We start from the raw sequence: 16,938 nt of genomic DNA, 5'->3' as shown, positions 1-16,938 counted from the left end.
CGCACCCCGGCCGAGTACGCTGCGTCCTGCACCTGCACCCACCATCCGGTGGCCTGCGGGATCGACTGAACACCAACCGAACGACCCGGACTCAATTTCCGGGTGGACGCATTATCGGGTACCCGCCACAATGGCCGGTGTGTTTCGCCGAGATCTGGCGGACCGAAGCTGTAATGACCGTCGATGATGATGTGCGTTCAGGTGAACGGTGCAGCCCTGGCTACGTCGGCGTCGAGCATCGGGTAGTCCTGGGCGGCGCCAAGTCTGCCAACATCCGGGTCGAGGTAGATGGTGTGTCACAGCACCACGCCACCGCACCCTCGAAAATCGCCTCGGGCGTCCCCACCACCGCTACCGGCGAGGCGCTGCGCTCGGCGACGCGGCGGACGACCGCCCGCCCGCCGTCGAATCGTGAACCCCGCGAACCACACCTGGACGGTGATCACGGCGAATCGCGCCGCGATCACCGACCGGGGCGAAGGTATCGCCCCATGGCGCACAGACGTCACCGTGCAGGAGGCGGAGTTGCCCTCCGATTGCCGATATCATCGCAGGCGCCCGATCGAATCCTGAAGTGCAGGTAGTACCGATGACAAGCCAGCCGCAGACCGTATCCCCCGAGGAGCCGGAGGCCGGTGCGGGGCCGGCCGCGGCGGCCGGTCCGCGACCGGCTCCGGACCGGGACTATTTCCCGCCACCACGGGAACTACGAGGCAATCTGAACGGCTGGACCTATCCGGCGGTGTTCCTCGTGGCCGTGCTCGCGACTTTCCTCCTGGCCCAAGCGGCGCTCGCGCTCGACTCCGGGCAACCGTTGCAGCCCGCGATCCATATCGCGGCGGCCGTCTGGGTGGCCTCCTACCTGCCGATGCTCTCGGCGACCTCGCGCGGCCGTTCGCGGATCCGGATCGAAGGCGCGCGATTCGCAAGCGACCAGGACACGCTGGTGATCCGCCGATCCCTCGGTTACGAGGTCGCCCTGGTGGTCTGCTTCCTGAGCCTGGCGGCAGTGTGCGCGATCTTCGGTATCGGCACCTGGACCGGCACCCTCACCCTGAACCCGCATCCACCGGTGCCGCCGTGGCCGGCCCTGGTCGCCGCCGTCCTGCTCCTGCTGTATCTCTGTGTGTACGCCCGGCGTCCCGAGATCCGCCGGCTGGTGCTCACACCGATGCATATCGTGCTGCCCACCAAGACCTCGGTCGCGAACATGGTGAGCTGGACTTCGATCGAACAGATCGAGGTGGTCTCGCGCAACAATTCCAAGGGCACCATCCGGATCTCACGCCCCGGCCGCAGACCCGGTCGCCTGGTCACCAAACGTATCCACGCGGAAAAACTCTCGATCGGCTCGGCCGCCACGTACTGGCTGATCCGCTTCTACCACGAGAACCCGGACCTGCGCGCCGAACTCGCCGACGCACGGGCCGCCGAACGGTTGCGCCGCTACGCCGTCGTTCCCGAATTCGCCGCCGACCGGCGCTGATCGCCGCCGGTGGTCTGGAATGTTCGCCGATGCACGACCTGATCGCCTCGGAACGGGGGATTCACGCAGCGGCCCACACCACCACGACATCCGGCCACCGAACAGCCACGGGCAGTCCGGATTCCGATGCCGGCGATCCCGGCCGGTGCCGGATTCTGCCGGAGCAGATCACACGGCCCGCTGGACCGGTTCCTCGCGTCACGGGTAGGACCGGGGCCGGATAGGCTTCCGGCATGGTACGGGTCCGGCAGATGCACGAATGGGCGGTCGGCACGGACGAAGCCGTCGCCGTGCAGCGGCGGCTGCGGGACCGGGTACTGGTGGGCGACGAACACGGTCCGATCCGGCGGGCCGCCGGACTGGACGTCGCCTATCGCGATCCCGATATCGCGATAGGCGTGGTCACCGTGCTGGAGGTGGACTCGCTGACCTTGGTGGACCAGTCGATCGTCCGGGAACGTGTCGAGTTCCCCTATATCTCGGGTCTTTTCGCATTCCGCGAGATCCCCCCACTGACCCGTGCGCTCGAGGCCCTGCGCGTGGAGCCCGATGTGCTCGTCTGCGACGGGCACGGGCTGGCCCATCCCCGCCGCTTCGGTCTCGCCGCGCATCTGGGTGTACTCACCGGGCTGCCGAGTATCGGTGTCGCGAAGAAATCCGCGGGCGAGTACAGCGAGCCCGGTCCGGCCCGCGGTGATTCGAGCCCGGTCACCATGGACGGTGCGGTCGTCGGCCGCGCCCTGCGTACCCAACCGGGAGTCACACCGCTGTTCGTCTCGGTCGGACATCGCTTCACCCTCGACTCCGCCTGCGCGCTGGTGCTGCGGCTGGCCCCGCACTACCGGTTACCGGAAACCACCCGCACGGCCGACCATCTGGGCCGTATCGCCTGAACCCCGTGGCCGGCGGCGCGGCGTGATCGCCGCCGCCCACCGAGATCCGCGCCGGTCCCGCCCACCGAGATCCGCGCCGGTCCCGGCCGCACCCGATCCGCCGAACCCGCGGCCTCCATCCGGTCGCGGCGGCCGACCCGCTCTGCACCCCCCGCCAGAGGACCGATGCCGGAGGGACCGCGGGTCCGATCCCCGGCCGACCGAGCCCGGCCGGTGCTCCCGGAACGGTTTCGCCGAGCAGAGGTCAGACGCGGACCAGATCGTCGGCGTGGATCACCGGGCGCTGCATACCGTCCGGCAGTTCCCGGGTCGACCGGCCGAGCACCGTCGCGAGTTCGGCGGCGTCGTATTCCACGACTCCCCGCGCCACGACCGTGCGATCCGGGCCCACCAGATCCACCACGTCACCGCCGTGGAAGCGGCCGCGCACCCCGACGATTCCGGCGGCGAGCAGGGAGCGCCGGGCATGGGCCACCGCCTCGACCGCCCCGGAGTCGATGAGAATCGCACCCCGGCTGTCGGCGGCGTGCCGGACCCAGAACCGGCGCGCGGACAACCGCACCGGGCGGGCGGCGAAAGCGGTACCGACCGTACCCGTCCCGAGCGCTTCGGCGGCCTCCGCGGCCGCCGCCAGCAGGACCGGGACACCGGCGTCCGCGGCCAGCCGGGCGGCCGACAGTTTGGAGGCCATTCCCCCGGTGCCGAGTACGCCGCCGCTCCCGGCGATCACGCCGTCGAGATCGGCGCTGGTACGCACCTCACCGATGAAGTTCGCGTCGCCTTTGCGCGGATCACCGTCGTAGAGCCCGGCCACATCGGACAGTAGGAACAAGGCGTCGGCGCCCACCAAGTGGGCCACCAGCGCCGCCAGCCGGTCGTTGTCGCCGAACCGGATCTCCTCCGTGGCGACGGTATCGTTCTCGTTCACCACCGCCACAGCGCCGAGCGAGCGCAGCCGGTCCAGGGTGCGCTGCGCGTTGCGGTGGTGTTCCCGCCGGGCGAAATCGTCTGCGCTGAGCAGGATCTGACCGACGGTGCGGTCGTACCGGGCGAACGAGGTACCCCAGGCATGGACCAGGGCGAGCTGGCCGACACTGGCCGCGGCCTGTTTGGTCGCGAGGTCACGCGGCCGCCGGGTCAAGCCCAGCGGAGCCAGCCCCGCCCCGATCGCCCCGGACGAGACGACCACCACATCGGAACCGGCCCGCATCCGTGCCTCGATGGCCTCGGCGAGCCGGTCCAGCCGGGCGATATCGAGTCCACCGGTCAGGCTGGTGAGCGCGGACGAGCCGATCTTCACCACCACCCGGCGGGCCCCGGCGATGGCACGCCGGGCATCACTGAGCTCTGCGGAAACCTGGGTCACGGCCGTGCCCCTGCTCCGTGGTCACCCTGGTTCACCCGCCTACTCCTCGCTGTCCTCGTCCACCAGACCGCGCCGCACCCGCGACGCGTGCTTACGTTCGGCCGCACTGACCCGATCGGACTGTTCGAGCCGGATATCGGTACCGCGACCGGTCGGCACAATATCGGTGCCCGCGGCGATCTGCGGTTCCCAGTCGAAGGTCACCTCGCCGATGGTCACCGGTGCGCCCGGCTCCGCACCGAGCCGTACCAGCTCGTCCTCCACGCCGAGCCGCGCCAGGCGGTCGGCGAGATATCCGACGGCCTCGTCGTTGTCGAACTGGGTCTGGCGCACCCAGCGTTCGGGCCGGGTGCCGCGCACGATGAACCCGCCCGGTTCCTCCGCGTCGGCGCGCACCGTGAAACCGGAATCGTCCACCGGGACCGGGCGGATCACGGGCCGCTTCGGTGCGGCCGCCGGATGCGCGTCGCGATAGGCCTGCACCAGTTCGGCGAGCGCGAAGGTCAGTTGCCGCAGACCGGAATGGGCGACCGCCGAGATCCGGAACACCGGCCAACCCCGCTCCCGCAGTTCGGGCGTGACCAGATCGGCGAGCTCCTCCGCCTCGGGCACGTCGACCTTGTTCAGGATCACCACCCGCGGCCGATCCGCGAGATCGCCGAGGCTCACGTCACCGCGCAGGGCGGGTTTGTAGGCGGCGAGTTCGGCTTCGAGAGCGTCGATATCGGAGAGTGGATCGCGGCCCGGTTCCATTGTCGCCAGATCCACCACATGGGCCAGTACCGCGCACCGCTCCAGATGCCGGAGGAAGTCCAGGCCGAGGCCGCGTCCCTCGCTGGCCCCGGGAATCAGTCCCGGGACGTCGGCGATCGTGAAGGTCGTATCGCCGGCGTTCACGACGCCGAGGTTCGGCACCAGCGTGGTGAAGGGGTAGTCGGCGATCTTCGGTTTGGCGGCGGACAGCACCGAGACCAGCGAGGACTTCCCCGCGGACGGGAACCCGACCAGCCCCACGTCGGCGACGGACTTGAGCTCGAGGACCACATCGTGGGCCTCGCCCTCCTCGCCCAGCAACGCGAAACCGGGCGCCTTCCGGGCCCGGGACACCAGGGCCGCGTTGCCCAGCCCGCCCCGGCCGCCTTTGGCGACGACGAACCGGTTACCGGCCCCGACCAGGTCCATCAGGACCTCCCCGTCGGCGTCCAGCACGACGGTCCCGTCCGGGACCTTCAGCAGCAGCTCCGCGCCCTTCTTCCCGTCCCGGTTGCCGCCCTCACCCGGTTTGCCGTTACCGGCCTTGGCGTGCGGATGGAAATGAAAGTCCAGCAGCGTGTGCACATTGGCGTCCACCTCGAGGATCACATCCCCGCCGTTGCCCCCGTTGCCACCGTCGGGGCCGCCCAGCGGTTTGAACTTCTCCCGGTGCACCGACGCGCAACCGTGCCCGCCTTTGCCGGCACGGACATGAAGAACGACACGGTCGATGAACTTGGCCATGGCCGGATCATCCTCCTCAGGGGGTTCGGGGGGTGGGACGGACACTGCGTTCCGGGGATGAGGAAGTCGCAACGCCCGGAACAGGGCCGGGCCCGGTCGGGGCGGCGGCGCCGGGGGTGGAAACGCGAAAAGCGGGCCGAGGGTTTGTCACCCTGACCCGCTCGCTGTGGTGGAGTCGTCAGCCGGTCAGGCTTCGACCGGCTCCGGGACCACGATGTTGACGGTCTTGCGACCACGCTTGCTACCGAACTCGACGGCCCCCGCCTCGAGCGCGAACAGGGTGTCGTCCCCGCCACGGCCGACATTGACGCCGGGGTGGAAGTGGGTGCCACGCTGCCGCACCAGGATCTCGCCGGCCTTCACCGACTGCCCGCCGAAACGCTTCACGCCGAGCCGCTTGGCATTGGAATCGCGGCCGTTCCGGGAGCTGGATGCGCCCTTCTTATGTGCCATTGCTGATACTCCTTCAGCGCGGGCCTGCGCGGCCCTGCGGGGTGGTTACTTGATGCCGGTGACCTTCAGGACCGTCAGCGGCTGACGGTGTCCCTGGCGCTTGTGGTAGCCGGTCTTGTTCTTGAACTTGTGGATGCGGATCTTCGGGCCCTTGGTCTGCTCGACCACCTCGGCCGACACCGAAACCTTCGCCAGCGCGTCGGCGGCGGTGGTGAGCTCGGCGCCATCGACGACGAGCACCGGCGACAGTGCCACGGAGGTGCCCGGCGCACCCTCGATCTTCTCGACCTTCACCAGGTCACCGACCGCGACCTTGTACTGCTTTCCGCCGGTCTTGACGATCGCGTACGTTGCCATCGGTCGGCTGCCCTTCTTCCTCTAGTGCTCGGCACTCGTTCACACGGTAGTACCTCGGTTTCGCACCGGGGTCCACCGCACGACTGGTCTGATAATCGCCGCCTCGGCTACTGGTGGCTCTCGGTATCGGGAACCGGCCACGGAAACAGCACATGCTGTCGCCGGGCAGCGACTGCCAAGATTACAGGATGGCGGTACATGCGACCAAACCGGTCCCCGTACGGCATCCTCGCGGACCTGCCGCACCGCCTGGCACGGCACTCCGCCGGAGGGCGCCCGGCCCACCCCGGTACCGACGCGCCGGTGCCCGGCCCGCATTCCGCGGACCGGGCACCGGACGCTCGTTTCAGTTCTGCTCGTCGACCGGCGGCCCGGACGGACGGCCCGCGGCCCGGCGGCGCGCCCGGCGCACCGGAACCTCGACCTCCGGCTGGTCGGCCGTGAAATCGGTCACCGGCGCGGCGGGCTGCTCGGCGGCCGCCAAGACGAATACCGCGCCCGCGCTGTCGGCGGCCGGAGCGGAGGTCGAGCGGGCGACCCGGCGCCGCCTGCTCCGGGTTTCCCCGACACCGTCGCCGGCGTGTTCCGTGGCCGCCGCCGCAGCGGCGCCCGGCTCCACCGGATGGGCGGTGCCGTTCGACGCGGCGGCCGTCCCGTTGCGCTCCGCGGCGGGCGCAACGGTCTCGGCGGCAGCTACGGCGGGTACCTCCGCCGTATCGGCACCGGCCGCAGTGTCCGCCGGGAGCTCCGGCTCCGGTGCGGTGGTTCCGCCGCCTTCGACCGTGCCCGGTGCGGTGGCGACCGCTTCGGCCGGGGCGGGTTCGGAGGCCGCCGGTTCGGTCGGGGCGGGTTCGGGAACAACCGGCTCGACCGCCGCCGGTTCGGAAGCGACCGGCTCGGCCGCCGTGGATTCGGTGGCGGCCCGTTCGGAGCCGACCCGCTCGGTGACGGTGGGCTCGGTGGCGGCCGGTTCGGCGGCCACGGAGCCGGTGGATGTACCGCTGCCGTTCGGTTCCGCGGCCGGAGTACCGGCGGCACCGGCCGATCGGCGGACCCGGGTACGACGGCGCCGCGGTTCAGCGACGGCCGCATCGCCCTTGCCGCTCGCGGCCCCCTCCGGCACCGCACCGGAGCCCCCCGCGTCGCCCACGGCAGCGAGCTCCGCGGCCTCACCGGCCGGTTCCCTCGACGCGTCGGGCGTGGTGCCCGGCGCCGGCTCGCCCTGATCGGTGTCCGGGTGATGGGCCGCCATGGCCAGTGCCACCGGATGCGCCCGCTTGGCCGCCGCGTCCTCTTCCGACAACTCCGGAGTGGACGGCTGCGGTGCCGCGGGCGCGGCGGCGGCCTTGTCCCGGTTGCGACGGCGCCGCGAACCCGATTCCCGGCCCCGGCCGGCACCGCCCTCGTCGGAGCCCGACGGCTCCACGGGGTAGCTGTGCACCAGGATGCCGCGGCCGTGGCAGCGCTCGCAGGTGGTGGAGAACGCCTCCACCAGTCCGGTACCGAGCTTCTTACGGGTCATCTGGACCAGGCCCAGCGAGGTGACCTCGGAGACCTGGTGCCGGGTGCGGTCCCGGCCCAGGGCCTCGGTGAGACGGCGCAGCACCAGGTCGCGATTGGACTCCAGCACCATATCGATGAAGTCGACCACGATCATGCCGCCGATATCGCGCAGCCGCATCTGGCGCACGATCTCCTCGGCTGCCTCGAGGTTGTTCCGGGTGACCGTCTCCTCCAGGTTGCCGCCGCCGGAGCCGGTGAACTTACCGGTGTTGACGTCGATCACCGTCATCGCCTCGGTGCGGTCGATCACCAGGGTGCCGCCCGAGGGCAGCCACACCTTGCGGTCGAGCGCCTTGGCCAGCTGCTCGTCGATGCGGTAGGTCTCGAAGACGTCGACACCGTTGTTCTCGTGCCGGGAGACCCGGGCGAGCAGGTCTGGGGCGACGGTGCCGATGTAGTTCTCGACGGTGCTCCAGGAGCGCTCGCCCTCGATGACCAGCCGCGAGAAATCCTCGTTGAACAGATCGCGGACGACCTTGACGAGGAGATCGGGCTCCTCGTACAGGGTCTTCGGCGCGTTCGACTGGTTCTCGGCGGCCGCGGTGATCTTGCGCCAGGCCGTCTGCAGCCGCTCCACATCACGGGTGAGTTCGGCCTCGCTGACGCCCTCGGAGGCGGTCCGGATGATGACGCCCGCATCGGCCGGGACGATCTCGCGCAGGATCTCCTTGAGCCGCTTGCGCTCGGTATCGGGCAGTTTGCGGCTGATCCCGGTGGAGGTGCCGCCGGGCACGTAGACCAGGAAGCGACCGGCCAGGCTGATCTGGGTGGTCAGGCGCGCGCCCTTGTGGCCGACCGGGTCCTTGCTCACCTGGACCAGCACCTGGTCACCGGGTTTGAGCGCCTGCTCGATCTTGCGTTCCTTACCGCCGAGCCCGGCGGCCTCCCAGTTGACCTCGCCCGCGTAGAGCACGCCGTTGCGGCCCCGGCCGATATCGACGAACGCGGCCTCCATACTGGGCAGCACGTTCTGCACTTTGCCCAGGTAGACATTGCCCACCATGGACGCCGAGCCGGTGCTGGTGACGAAATGCTCGACGAGGATATTGTCCTCGAGCACGGCCACCTGGGTGGCGGCCGGATGACCCGGGAACTCCTTCTCACGCACGACCATCACCCGGTCCACGGCCTCGCGGCGGGCCAGGAACTCCGATTCGGTGAGGATCGGCGGGCGGCGGCGACCGGCCTCCCGGCCGTCGCGCCGACGCTGCCGCTTGGCCTCGAGCCGGGTGGACCCGGTGATGCCCTGCACCTCGTCGACCGTGGCGCGGGTACGGGTCTTGTTCCGCGGTTCGCGCTCATGGACGACCGTATTGGGCGGATCGTCGTCGGCCGGTTCGCTGTCGCCGGATTCACCGGCGACCTTGCGCCGCCGGCGGCGCCGCCGACGGCGGCTGGACCCGCTCTCCGAGTCGTCGCCCGCCTCGCCGGAATCCTCGGCCCCGGATTCGTCCGCCTCGCCGGATTCGGCGGTCCGGTCGTCATCGTCGTCGTCGGTATCGGTGGCCTGCTCGGTATCGGGGCCCGGCCCACCGTCTGTTTCGGTGTCCTCGGCGTCGGTGGCCTGTTCGCCCCGGCCACGCCCGCGTCCGCGCCGGCCGCGCCGGCGACGCCGCGGCTGATCGTCGGAGTCGCCCTGCTCGGACTGATCCTCGGTATCGGCTCCGGTGTCGGCCTCGGTCTCGGCGGCGGCCTCGGGCTCGGGTTCCGGTTCGGGCTTACGGCGGCGGCGCAGTTGTTCGGCGGCCGCGGCATCCGGGGAGAGGAACAGCGGGGCCGCGACGACCGCGGATTCGAAGACGATCGGTTCGGCCGAGGCGGGCTCCTCGGGCACCGCGCTCGCGAACAGATTCACCGCGGCCGTGAAGGCGGGCGGCGGGGTCACCGGCGCGGCCGGGGCGCCACTCGCGGCGGAGGTATCCGCGGGAGCGGAGGTATCCGCGGGAGCGGAGATCTCGGCCGACACGGACACCGCGGTCGGGCCGGACGAGCCGGCCTCGGCGGGGGTACCGGATTCGGCGACCACCGCTTCCGCTTCGGCGCCCGGTTCGGCCGCTGGTTCCGGCGCCTGGGCAGCGGCACCGGTCGGCACCGGCTCGGTGCCGATGCCAGGGATTTGCCCGGAGCCGGTGCCCGGCTGCGCGGTGGGGGCCGGCTCCGGTTCCCGCGCGGCCGGGGCAGCGGCGGCCTCGGCCGCCCCCGGAGCCGCGGCGTCACCGGAACCGACCGGTCCCGCCGAGGTGCCGGTGGGCTCGAAGAGCCCGGGTTCGGCCGGGGCGAGTGCGGGCGGAGCGGTCAGTGATTCGCGCACCGACTCCGCGACGGCCCGGTCCACGCTCGATTGCGGGCTACGGGCCTCGGTCCCGAGTTCGCTGAGTTTGGCCAGGATGCGCTTACTGGTCACACCGAGCCTTTTGGCCAGGGCATGTACTCGGATTCGCTCCGGCAAGTGATCGTCGTCCTGTGATGTTGTGTCCAGCGGCTCTTGTTCGGCCACGAAGTCTCCTCGGGCCCCCGGGCGCGTTCCTCATCGAGTGACGCGGCCGTCGCGGGGACGCTTTCCGTCCGCCTCGCGCGGTTGGCGCGAGGTCATGGTCTCGCCCCGCGTGCCCGGTTATCTCCACTATCGAACGTCGGTCGGGCTAACTGGCCACGCGGCGCCTGGCATATGGCTGAACTCCGCGGTCCGAGCGCTCGTCCAGCGCGCCGGGCAGACGCAGCCCAGAAATCCGGCTGTACGTCCGCGGCAGCGATGGCGGCATCGTTCCGCAGTGTGTCATCCGGTCGTGCCCCCTGTGGAGCGCAACCAAGTACCAGTATCCCACACCGTGCGCCAGGTGTTCGCCGTGGCGCCGGGCAGGGCACTCGCACGGGTCCGGTCGGCCCGGCACCGGACAGTGATCAGAGGGGGAATTCGGGGAACCAGAGGGAGATTTCGCGCTTGGCCGACTCGGGCGAGTCCGATCCGTGCACCAGGTTGTACTGGGTCTCGAGACCCAGGTCGCCGCGGATACTGCCGGGCGCGGCCTTCTCGACCGGATCGGTGCCGCCGGCCAGCTGCCGGAAGGCGGCGATGGCGCGCGGGCCCTCCAGGACGGCCGCGACGACCGGACCCGAGGTGATGAACTCGATCAGCGAACGGTAGAACGGCTTCTCCGCGTGCTCGGCGTAGTGTTCGGCGGCCACTTCCTCGGTCACCTGCTTGAGCTCGAGGGCCGCGATGGTGAGACCCTTGCGCTCGATCCGGTTCAGCACTTCGCCGACATAGCCGCGGGCCACACCGTCCGGTTTGATCAGAATCAACGTCTGCTCTGTCACGCGGTCAGCCTAATGGGCGTCTCCGGGTGAGGCCCAACCAGTCCTCCCCCGGCCTACGCGCGAGTAGCCACGCCCCGACCGGGCCGGGCGGGCGAACGGGTGGACGACGGCCGGCACGGTCCGGCGCCGACGGTCAGGAACCGCCGGAGCCGCGCTGGCTCGGCAGCGTCCCCTCGTCCATCCGCCGTTTCACATCCGAGCGCAGCAGCAGGATGAACGCCCAGACCGCGAGGAAGATCACGCCGATGACCGCGATCGAGAGATGGAACACCCCACCGATCAGTACCAGCACCTGCAACGCCAGATTGAACGGGACCGCCCAGGAGCGGCGCTGCAGGCCCGCGCCCGCGATCATCACCAGAGCCAGTACCACCAGATAGGTGCCCGACACCCAGGTGACACCACCGGCGATATCGGCCACCACCGGCAGGGCCAGCAGCACCGTGATCGCCTCGAGCACCAGGGCCCCGGCCATCACCCCGCGCAGCCCCTTCCACGGATCGGGCGGAGCCGGGGGCGTCGCCTCGGACTTCGGCGCTTCGGGCTCACTCATGCTGGTCCTCGTCATCGGCGGTGGCCGATCTCGGCATCACGCCGGATCCTTCCCGAACAGGGCGCGCGCGGCACCGGCGGTCACCACCGACCCGGTGACCACCACACCCGCGCCGGACACCATCTCCCCGGACGCACCGACCTCCTCCGCGAGCGCGACGGCGGTTTCCAGCGCGTCCGGCAGCGTGTCAGCGGTGACCACGCGTTCGTCACCGAAGCGCTGGACCGCCAGATCGGCGAGCTGATCGACCGGCAGCGCCCGGGGAGACCCGTTCGTGGTCACCACGATCTCGTCGAAGACCGGCTCCAGCGCGGTGAGGATTCCGGCGACGTCCTTGTCGGCCAGCACCGCGACCACGCCGACCAGCTTGCGGAAGTCGAACTCGGCGGTCAGCGTCGCGGCGAGCGCGGCGGCACCGGCCGGATTGTGCGCGGCATCGATGAACAGGGTGGGTGCGTTGCGCATCCGCTCGAGACGCCCGGGGCTGGTGACCTCGGCGAAACCGGCGCGGACCGCATCGATGTCCAGCTGCCGCTGCGCGCCGGCACCGAAGAAGGCCTCCACGGCGGCCAGCGCGAGCGCCGCGTTGTGGGCCTGGTGCTCCCCGTGCAGGGGGAGGAAGATCTCGTCGTAGACCCCGCCGAGCCCCTGCAGTTCGAGCTGTTGTCCGCCCACCGCGATCCGGCGGCTCAGCACCTGGAACTCCGAACCGGCCCGTGCCACCGCGGCGTCGGTTTCCACGGCCCGGCGCAGCAGTACGTCGAGCGCCTCGGGGTCCTGTTCGGCGATGATCGCGACCGTATCGGTGGGGACCAGTGACTCGGGAGGACGTTTGATGATCCCGGCCTTCTCCTTGGCGATGGAGGTCAGGTCCGGGCCCAGGTATTCGGTGTGGTCGAGGCCGATGGGGGTGATGACCGCGACCTGCGCGTCGATCACATTGGTGGCGTCCCAGCTGCCGCCCATCCCGGTCTCCACGACCGCGACGTCCACCGGCGCCTCCGCGAACGCCGCGTAGGCCATGGCGGTGAGCACCTCGAATTTGCTCATCGCCGGGCCGCCCGCGGTGGCCGACTGGGCATCGATCATCTCGATATAGGGCTGCATCTCCCGGTACAGCTCGACATAACGGGCCGCAGAGATCGGCCGGTTGTCGATACTGATCCGCTCGGTGGCCAGCTGCAGATGCGGGCTGGTGAGCCGGCCGGTCCGGCGGTGCAGCGCGGTGAGCAGCGAGTCGATCATCCGGGTCACCGACGTCTTACCGTTGGTACCGGCGACATGGATCGCCGGGAACCCCCGCTGCGGTGACCCCAGCACATCCATCAGCGTGGCGATCCGGGTGAGCGACGGTTCGATCTTGGTTTCCGGCCAGCGCTGATCGAGTTCCGCCTCGACCAGCGCCATCTCCGCCAGTTCCACCGGCGACGGCCCGGTACCGAGCCGCGAGCCCCCGTACCGGAGGTCCGGCTCGGCCTCGTCGCCGTGGGCGTTCACTTGCCGCTCAGCTCGGCCAGGCGGGCTCCGATCCGCTCCACCTCGGCCGCGGCGACCTCGCGCCGGGCCCGGATCTTGTCCACCACCGGTTCGGGGGCCTTGGCCAGGAATGCCTCGTTACCGAGTTTGGCCTCCGTCCCGGCCAGTTCCTTCTGCGCGACCGCCAGGTCCTTCTCCAGCCGACGCCGCTCGGCCGCGAGGTCCACGGTGCCCGAGGTGTCGACCTCGACGGTGACCGTGGTACCGCTGAGCCGCACCTCCACCGAAGCCGTGGCCGCGAAATCCGCGCCGGGCTCGGTGAGCCGGCCCAGCGTGCTCACCTCCGGATGGAGATGCGCCAGACCCGCCGCGTCCAGCCCGATCACCCGGGCCGCGACCTTCTGCTTGTCGTTCAACCCCTGATCACTGCGGAACCGGCGGATCTCGGTGACCAGCCGCTGCAGGTCGGCGATGCGCTGCGCCGCACCGGTATCGGTGGGCGTCCCGGTGCGCTCCGGCCAGGCCGCGACGACCACCGACTCCGCGCCGGTCAGCGCCCGCCACAGCGCTTCGGTGACGAAGGGGATCACCGGGTGCAGCAGCCGCAGCACCGCGTCGAGCACCGCCCCGAGCACGACCCGGGTGGATTCGGCGCGCTCCTCGCTCTCGGCGAACTGGACCTTGGACAGTTCCAGATACCAGTCGCAGAGTTCGTCCCACGCGAAGTGGTAGAGCGCTTCGCAGGCCTTGCCGAACTCGTAGGCGTCGAACGCGGCGTCGACCTCGGCGAGCACCTCGTCGAGCCGGTCCACGATCCAGCGGTCGGCATCGGTCAGGGTCTCCCGCGCGGGCACCGTCCCCGGGCGGGCCCCGTTCATGAGCGCGAACTTCGTCGCGTTGAACAGTTTGGTGACGAAACTGCGCGAGGCGAGGGCGTGCGGTTCACCGACCGAGAGATCGCCGCCGGGCTGGGCGCCGCGGGCCAGGGTGAAGCGCAACGCGTCCGCGCCGTAGTTGTCGATCCAGTCCAGCGGGTCGATGCCGTTACCCCGCGACTTCGACATCTTCTTGCCGAACTGGTCGCGGATCAGACCGTGCAGGAACACATCCTTGAAGGGAACCTGATAGTCCCCGCCCTTACCGGTGGCCACCGCGGCGTCGTCGGCGACGAAGGTGCCGAACATCATCATCCGGGCCACCCAGAAGAACAGGATGTCGTATCCGGTGACCAGCACGCTGGTCGGATAGAACCTCGCCAGTTCCGGAGTCGCGTCCGGCCAGCCCATGGTGGAGAACGGCCACAGCCCGGAGGAGAACCAGGTGTCCAGGACATCGGGGTCCTGCACCCACCCCTCGGGGGCCTGCTCGTCGGGACCGACGCACACGACTTCACCCTCGGGCCCGTACCAGATGGGAATGCGATGACCCCACCACAGCTGTCGCGAGATACACCAGTCGTGCATATCGTCGACCCAGTCGAACCAGCGTGGTTCCTGGCTCGCCGGATGGATCACGGTATCGCCGTTGCGGACCGCGTCACCGGCCGCCTTGGCCAGCGATTCGACCTTCACCCACCACTGCATGGACAGCCGCGGTTCGATCGCTTCGCCGCTGCGCTCGGAATGCCCGACACTGTGCAGGTAGGGGCGCTTCTCGGCGACGATCCGGCCCTCGGTGGCCAACCGCTCACGGACCTTGACCCGCGCCTCGAACCGGTCCATCCCGTCGAATTCGGTACCGGTATCGGCGATCCGGCCGCGCTCGTCCATGATCGTGGGCATCGGCAGGTTGTGCCGCAGGCCCATCTCGAAGTCGTTCGGATCGTGGGCGGGGGTGATCTTCACGGCGCCCGAGCCGAACTCGGGGTCCACATAGTCGTCGGCGATGATCGGGATCTGCCGTCCGGTGATCGGGTGTTCGAGAGTGGTGCCGATCAGGTCCCGGTACCGGGGATCATCCGGGTGCACCGCGACCGCGGTGTCACCGAGCATGGTCTCCACTCGGGTGGTGGCCACCACGACGTGCGGTTCGGCATCGTCGAGCGACCCGTATCGCAGCGACACCAGCTCGCCCTCGACGTCCTCGTACTTGACCTCGATATCGGAGATGGCGGTACGCAGTTCCGGCGACCAGTTCACCAGCCGCTCGGCCCGGTAGATCAGGCCCGCGTCGTAGAGGCGCTTGAAGATCGTCTGGACCGCGCGCGACAGTCCTTCGTCCATGGTGAACCGATCGCGTGACCAGTCCACGCTGTCGCCGAGCGCGCGCATCTGCCATTGGATCGCGCCGCCGGACTCGCGCTTCCAGTCCCAGACCTTCTGCACGAACAGTTCGCGGCCGAAATCCTCTTTGGTCTTGCCGTCCGCGGCGAGTTGCTTCTCCACCACCGTCTGGGTGGCGATACCGGCATGGTCCATCCCGGGCAGCCACAGCACCTCGTACCCCTGCATCCGCTTCCGGCGTGCCAGGGTGTCCATGAGGGTGTGGTCGAGCGCATGACCCATGTGCAGCGTGCCCGTCACATTGGGCGGCGGCAGCACGATCGAGTACGCGGGCGCGGAACTGTGCGGGTCGGCCGTGAAGTAACCGGCGGCTACCCAGCGCTCGTACAGGTCGGCCTCCACCTCGCCGGGATTCCAGCTCTTGGGGAGGGCATCGGCACGATTACGCGTGTTGTCAGGGGCTGCGCTGGTCACGCCGCGATTCTAGTGTCTAGGGCGGCGCCGCCGGTGTCGCGGGGTCGGAGCCCCGCCATCCGGAACGGACGTGAGGTGAACGCGAACGTTCGGTCCCGCCCTGCCCCGGGCGGCCCACCCACTGCCGGTGCTCCACGCAACCCGCTGTGGACAGTCGACCACCCGGCCGGGCGCGAGCCTTCGGTCGACGCGCACGAGGCGGGGCCGGCCGGGGACGAAGGACCGGTGGGAGGGTGAATGTCGCGAATGCGAACACCGGAGTCCCGCTGCGTGGGACGCGTAGGAGAGCGCGACCGCCGGAAGCCGGGGACGATGGTGGCACCACGCCGGACCCGGGAGAAGGTGGCGGAAAAAAACGAGGCGGAGCCTTCGGTGGATGAGGGACACCGAAGACTCCGCCTGCACCAGTAAGACTACCGCCGATCCCCGCCCGCGCTCCCAATCCATAAACAATTCTCAGCTTGAGCACCGGAATTCTCAGGCCGGGGCCCGGCTCGCCGCGCCGGCGGACTCGGTCGAAAGCTGTGACCTCGAGCGGACAAAGACGACATTCTTGCCGAAACCGGTTCGACTGGGGACCCTGGACGGGGTGAACCCCCCGCTCGACTCGTTACCGTTGGACCCTGCGGAATCCATCTTCCCGGAATCGGATTCGGAAATCGTCCGCCCCCGGGCCGTGGACGACCTACGGGGCCGGCCGACGCGGGAGCTCCGGTACCCGGCGAGCGCGGCCGTACTGTTCGCCGGAATTCCCGGCGCGGGCAAGAGCACCGCGCTGCGCCGGCTCTTCGGTGCCGACCCCGAGGCCGAGCACGCGCTACCCGGTCCCGACCGGTCGGTGGTGCTCGATTCCATCCACGCCCGCAACTCGTGGCGGCACCGGCTGGCCTGGCTGCCCTATCCGCTGTGGCGGCCGGTGGTGCACGTGGTGCATTTCGGGCGTATCTGGGTCGCCCTGCGCGATCACACCGGACCCGTGGTGATCCACGATTGCGGCACCATCGGTTTCACGCGGCGGATGCTGACCCGCTGGGCCGTCCGGCACGGCCGCGAACTGCACATGGTGTTGCTGGATGTGCCGGCGGCGGTCGCCCGGGCCGGACAGTACGCGCGCGGGCGACGGGTCGGATGGTTGTCGTTCCACTGGCACGTATGGCGCTGGAGAAGGATGCTGGGGCGGCTGGAGGCGGGCGCCGGCCCCCGGCCCGCGCCCGCCTCGGTCGTGGTGGTCGACCGGATCGGCGTGGACCGGCTGCGTATCCGGTTCGCCGCCTGACCGC

General features: G+C 70.2%; 12 protein-coding genes. 3 read left to right on the top strand and 9 right to left on the bottom strand.

The window, feature by feature from the left end:
- Positions 1–589: 589 nt before the first annotated feature.
- Positions 590–1,486 (top strand): hypothetical protein, encoded by an 897-nt coding sequence (locus ABZV91_RS25125; protein ID WP_355246313.1) that lies wholly within the window; start codon positions 590–592, stop codon positions 1,484–1,486.
- A gap of 233 nt (positions 1,487–1,719) precedes the next feature.
- Positions 1,720–2,379, top strand: a complete 660-nt coding sequence (locus ABZV91_RS25120; RefSeq protein WP_355246310.1) for an endonuclease V — start codon at positions 1,720–1,722, stop codon at positions 2,377–2,379.
- A gap of 244 nt (positions 2,380–2,623) precedes the next feature.
- Here ABZV91_RS25120 and proB read toward each other — a convergent pair whose 3' ends face one another.
- From proB to ABZV91_RS25075, 9 genes are all read right to left on the bottom strand, one after another.
- Positions 2,624–3,745: a glutamate 5-kinase gene (gene proB / locus ABZV91_RS25115; protein WP_355246307.1), complete on the bottom strand. Its 1,122-nt coding sequence runs from the start codon at positions 3,743–3,745 to the stop codon at positions 2,624–2,626.
- A gap of 39 nt (positions 3,746–3,784) precedes the next feature.
- Positions 3,785–5,242 (bottom strand): GTPase ObgE, encoded by a 1,458-nt coding sequence (gene obgE / locus ABZV91_RS25110; protein ID WP_355246305.1) that lies wholly within the window; start codon positions 5,240–5,242, stop codon positions 3,785–3,787.
- Between the two features lie 186 nt (positions 5,243–5,428).
- A complete protein-coding gene (rpmA, locus tag ABZV91_RS25105; RefSeq protein ID WP_030523232.1) occupies positions 5,429–5,695 on the bottom strand; it encodes a 50S ribosomal protein L27 in 267 nt (88 codons plus the stop codon).
- 45 nt (positions 5,696–5,740) lie between these two features.
- Positions 5,741–6,052, bottom strand: a complete 312-nt coding sequence (gene rplU / locus ABZV91_RS25100; RefSeq protein ID WP_030523233.1) for a 50S ribosomal protein L21 — start codon at positions 6,050–6,052, stop codon at positions 5,741–5,743.
- Between the two features lie 346 nt (positions 6,053–6,398).
- Positions 6,399–10,112, bottom strand: coding sequence for a translation initiation factor IF-2 N-terminal domain-containing protein (locus ABZV91_RS25095; protein WP_355246301.1), 3,714 nt, complete (start codon positions 10,110–10,112; stop codon positions 6,399–6,401).
- A gap of 404 nt (positions 10,113–10,516) precedes the next feature.
- Positions 10,517–10,933 (bottom strand): nucleoside-diphosphate kinase, encoded by a 417-nt coding sequence (ndk, locus tag ABZV91_RS25090; protein WP_355246298.1) that lies wholly within the window; start codon positions 10,931–10,933, stop codon positions 10,517–10,519.
- A 133-nt stretch (positions 10,934–11,066) separates the two neighbouring features.
- Positions 11,067–11,486 (bottom strand): DUF4233 domain-containing protein, encoded by a 420-nt coding sequence (locus ABZV91_RS25085; RefSeq protein ID WP_355246295.1) that lies wholly within the window; start codon positions 11,484–11,486, stop codon positions 11,067–11,069.
- Between the two features lie 36 nt (positions 11,487–11,522).
- The gene (locus ABZV91_RS25080) at positions 11,523–12,893 is read right to left on the bottom strand and encodes a folylpolyglutamate synthase/dihydrofolate synthase family protein (RefSeq protein WP_355246321.1); all 1,371 of its coding nucleotides are present in this window, start codon (positions 12,891–12,893) and stop codon (positions 11,523–11,525) included.
- An 86-nt stretch (positions 12,894–12,979) separates the two neighbouring features.
- Entirely contained in the window at positions 12,980–15,658 is a 2,679-nt protein-coding gene (locus ABZV91_RS25075; RefSeq protein ID WP_355246292.1) for a valine--tRNA ligase, read from the bottom strand.
- A gap of 589 nt (positions 15,659–16,247) precedes the next feature.
- On the opposite strand from ABZV91_RS25075, the gene ABZV91_RS25070 reads away from it, so the two are divergent.
- A complete protein-coding gene (locus ABZV91_RS25070) occupies positions 16,248–16,934 on the top strand; it encodes a hypothetical protein (protein WP_355246289.1) in 687 nt (228 codons plus the stop codon).
- The last annotated feature ends 4 nt before the right edge of the window (positions 16,935–16,938 follow it).

Origin of the sequence: Nocardia sp. NPDC004568, assembly GCF_040609955.1 — a bacterium.
In the GTDB taxonomy this organism is placed as follows: Bacteria; Actinomycetota; Actinomycetes; order Mycobacteriales; family Mycobacteriaceae; genus Nocardia.
The sequence above is the reverse complement of the archived record's forward strand: the minus strand, read 5'-3'. Positions and strand labels throughout refer to the sequence as shown.